Source organism: Leisingera sp. F5 (genome assembly GCF_001593695.1).
This window is the reverse complement of the sequence record NZ_LUKH01000189.1, coordinates 1-4,086: the sequence shown is the minus strand read 5'-3', so window position 1 is coordinate 4,086 and position 4,086 is coordinate 1. Positions and strand designations below refer to the sequence as shown.

General features: G+C 57.2%; 2 protein-coding genes and 2 pseudogenes. 1 reads left to right on the top strand and 3 read right to left on the bottom strand.

Annotated features, from left to right (window positions below; translation table 11 throughout):
* The 3 genes and pseudogenes from A2I95_RS27010 to A2I95_RS27000 all read right to left on the bottom strand — a co-directional run.
* Positions 1-948, bottom strand: a pseudogene (locus A2I95_RS27010) (helix-turn-helix domain-containing protein); the annotation flags it as partial.
* A gap of 72 nt (positions 949-1,020) precedes the next feature.
* A complete protein-coding gene (locus A2I95_RS27005; RefSeq protein WP_291734872.1) occupies positions 1,021-2,250 on the bottom strand; it encodes an ABC transporter transmembrane domain-containing protein in 1,230 nt (409 codons plus the stop codon).
* Positions 2,251-2,571: 321 nt separating this feature from the next.
* On the bottom strand, positions 2,572-2,895 hold the full coding sequence (locus tag A2I95_RS27000; RefSeq protein ID WP_027258740.1) for a hypothetical protein: 324 nt from the start codon (positions 2,893-2,895) through the stop codon (positions 2,572-2,574).
* A 990-nt stretch (positions 2,896-3,885) separates the two neighbouring features.
* Here A2I95_RS27000 and A2I95_RS26995 point away from each other — a divergent pair.
* Positions 3,886-4,086 (top strand): annotated as a pseudogene (locus A2I95_RS26995) (hypothetical protein); the annotation flags it as partial.

Sequence of the window (4,086 nt, the reverse complement as noted above, 5' to 3'; positions counted from 1 at the left end):
CACCTGCAATTCCTCCACCGGCCGGTAGAGCTTCTTGCGGAAGGCGATGTCGCAGAACTCATCCTTGGTGGTCCGGTGGAAGCGCTCGCAGATCCCGTTCGCCCTGCAATCGATTTACTGGATCGATTGCCTTACGGTCTCACTCTGGGGGCTGTTCGCCTTGGTTCTCGTGTGGTCCACGTCCCCGGCCGCCAAGTAGAGCTGATAGGCATGGCTTCCGGCTTTGCCGCAATATTCGGTGCCGCGGCCCGTCAGGATGCGCAACAGGCTGATGCCGTGTCCGGCAAAGAAGGGGTAACCCTGTCATTCAGCAGGCCGGCGGCGGTGATCGCCGTTTTCCCGGTGCAGAGCTTACCGGCCGCCACCCGCGCATAGGTCTCGATGAAGGTCTGCTGGCAGATGCGTCCCACTCCCTTCATCGTGCCCAGGTAATAGGTGCCCTGGCTGCCGGGACAGCCCGGATGGCGGCTTTCGATCTCGCCATGCGCCCCCTTCTTCTGCCGGGCCTTCTCCAGCGCGGCCATCTGCGCCTCGGTGAGCAGGATGCCGTCCTGGGCGGCACGGGCCTTCCAATGCCTTGAGGCGTTTCTTCATGGCCTCCAGACCGTTGCGCAGCCAGATCGAGCGGACGCCGGAAGATGACACCATGATGCCCTGCTGCTGGAGTTCCCGCGAGGCGCGCTTCTGCCCCGGCGCCGGGTTTTCAATCGCCAGTTCGATCACCGCCCGCTCAACGTGCTCCGGCACCCGGTTCTTCAGGATCGGCTTGCGGCGGCTGAGATCCATCAGCGCCTGCCCGCCTCCCTGTTTACATAGCTCCATGAAGCGGTAGCAGCTGTCCCGGCTGCACCCCATCACCTTGCAGGCCTGCGAAACGCTGCCGAGCTGCTTCGCAAGCTCCAGCAGCCCCAGCTTCGGCTTGATGATCTTGTCCTGAATACTCGTCATTGATCGGCACTCTTTGCTTGCGCTCCAGAAGAGCAGAAATGTCAGATCAAGTCGCGTGTTCTGCAATGGATGTCAGCCGTTCGCTGACGTCTTTTTGTCCTCTTCCTCCTGTTCCATCAGAAAACGCAGAACCTCTTTGTAGCGTATTTTTGTGTCTTCAAGCTGCTGGTAGAATCGGAACAGCTCCTTAAGCGGAGCTGAGAAATCCTTGTGCGCCGCCAGCACCGCGATCAGTGCGCCCAGAGTAATGCGCTCCTCAAGGACAAAGTAGCCACCCAGGGAATAGAACAGAAACGGCGTCAGCGCGGTAAGGAAATTGTTCAGCGCTTTGGTAAAGAACTTCACCCGATGGATGCGCCTGCGGATATGCTCTAGCTGCCGCAGAGAGGCGGCGGTTGCCAGGACCTCGCCGGGGCGGTCCTGTGACGGGTTCAGCTGCCCTGTCAAACCGCGTGCAAGATTCCGCATTTCCTGAATGCGCTCCCGGCTCAGCCGGTTCACGATCCGCTGCAGAAATGGCAGCAGAAACAGTTGCAGCGGCAAAATGGTCAGCGCAGCCGCACCGAGGATTGGATCCTGCATGAACATGAACAGCAGGATCGTGATCAGCGTTCCGCCCTGGGTAACCGGAAGCGCCACCAGATCTGCTGAAAATCCGCCAATCGGTTCAGCTTCCTGCCCCAGAACCTGCGGAAGCTCGCTTTTGCGGGTGCCCCAGGTATGTTTGCGCCAATGGCGGTAGATGAGCAGCCGTAGACGTCTGAGGCAGCGTTCGGCGAGCCGCCCTTTCAGCACGTTAAGTAGGTACTTCCCGACACCGTTCAGTGTGATCGCCAGCAGAAAAACACCGCTCAAAACTGCCAGATGCTGTGTGGCGGTGAGGTCGTATCCCAACAGGCTCAGCGGCGTGTGCGATTTGCTCAGGACGTTGTTCACTATCTGCTTGGGCAGTTCCAGTGATAGATACAGGACTGGCAGCAGTGACAGGCTTAAAAGCAGTAGGAAAAACTGCTGGCGGCGCGTGGTCCGGACAATGTGGGCAATCAGGTTGCAGTCAAGGCCGGCGATGTGATCGTTAGTCGGCTTAACCAGGCTTGCGGTGGAATGCGACAGCCGCAGGTGGAGCACCCGGCCGAGCAGAGTGGCAGCGCAGACTGCCAGAAGCGCCGGGGCCAGCAGCAAAACCAGATGCATCGCCGGATGCACCCATTCCGGGGAGGTTTCACCATATCTGAAGCCCAGCCAATTGGCGGTCTCAAGGGCAAAAGAATGGTAGTGCGGAGAAGTGTGCTCGGGAGGCATTGAAATCGGTCTTCAGAATGAGAGAAAAAATGCGGCAGCCTCATTGGAACTGCCACGCTGAGGTGCTGCTGCCTGAGGGGCAAGAGCAGCGTCGGCAATAGCCGCGCACCAAGTTGCGTTGGGTGGCATCGTCAGTCCTTAGTTTAATTGAGATGTCGTGAGATGGTGGTCAGAGGTCCACTGCAGACATTCGCAAACGCAGCGATTGAGCGCGCCAGGGCCAGCCGATTAAGCGTTCGCTCCGGATTGAGCTGGAAAATGCATGCAAGCTGCTGCTCTCAAGCGGAGGGAAAAGCAAGCAGAGGGGTCAGGCGCTTAGGATCACGCTTTAGGAGGCGGAAGATGCGCTTCGGGCGCCGCGGAAGCCAGACCGAAATCCTTCAATACAACAGCCAGTTTTCCTGCTTTTTCAGCAATGGAAACCTTCTGCCATAACTGCAGCGCAACAGGCGCTTCACAGGCCGCAGCCTTGTGGCAGGGGCCGGGGCTGGAATGGCTGTGCCCGTCTACAGTTTCATGCTGTGCAACAGAAACTCCCTCAGACTGGTCTTCTGCTTCTGCGGTCAGGGGCGCAAAAAGCGCGGACAACGCCAGCACCAGTGCTAGCGCCAGCGATGTCCACAATTTCCCCGCTTTATGGCGCATCAAAACAGCTCCCTTTGCCTCCGATTTATCTAGCTAGCCAGCGCATGACTGCAACTCAAGGATACGTTTTGATACATTTCCAGACCGGGATTCTCGTTCGATTTTCTCCACACGAGGGCCTGGCCATGTATCGACACCCAACGAATTGAGATACGAATTTGTAATGCACTGTGCGAAACACACTCCCCACTGTGAGATGGGCAAGATCTCGCAATACGGCATTGGCACAACAACGTGGGGCGCAGGCGCCGGTTACTTATTTGCTACCATCAAAGGAAACGACATCCGAGATCAACTGCGTTCGCAGGTGTTCTACAACTTAGTAGCAGCCTTTTGGTCGAATGCATGCAGCTTTGGGTGCATTGTCGAGACTGGTATCGATCTCCTACACTTCTGGCCAGGTCCTGCTGAAGCGGCTGCATTTCGAAATTGTTCTCGTGATCATCAGCCTCATTGCAGAGCTTTATGGCGCAGCATCTGAAGGATGCCTTGTCGGTTCAGGTCAAAATCTGAACATTCATCGGGGTCTGTGGAGCTTTCACCAATATTCTTTTACGCACACGACGTAGGGTGATGGAACGGCGCCAGCCTGCGAAAGGTCCAACCCCGTTTCGCGAGGTTGCCCGCTATTCTGTTTGTACCTAACTATTTAGCACAAGAAGTGATCTTCTACTTAAAATGGTTTTTCTCCACACCCGCTATATCAATCGTGCTCCGGCAATGGCTCTGGCTGCGTAAGCAGTTCTAATCGCCGAACTTAAGTCCTTGCGCCTAACAGTGTAAGGCGGGGGTCGCAGGTACCTGGCAACAGAAACCTGCACTTTCCGCTCAGAAACTATAGCGCTGTCACGTCAAGCTGACGGAAATCAACGCAATGGCGGTTCAAATCTGCTTGCCGCAGCTGTACCTGAGATACCTGAACCGAAGCCGGTCAGCGGTCAGCCCGTCCTTGCCGCCGTCTGCCCGGCCAGTAACGCACCCAGGATCAATATGTCCAAATCTGTCAGAAAACCCGAGATTGCCACTGTGTCCCCGCGCAGGGCGGAGCCTGCAGCCGGCCAGCTGCAAAAGAATGCGGAACGCAGCACTGCCATGGCGGCCCCGTATGATCCCGCAAACCCGGCCGGCATGCCTTTGACCCGGTTGCTGCATTACTGGTTTGATGAGGTTTGGTGCAAAGGGAATATGGAC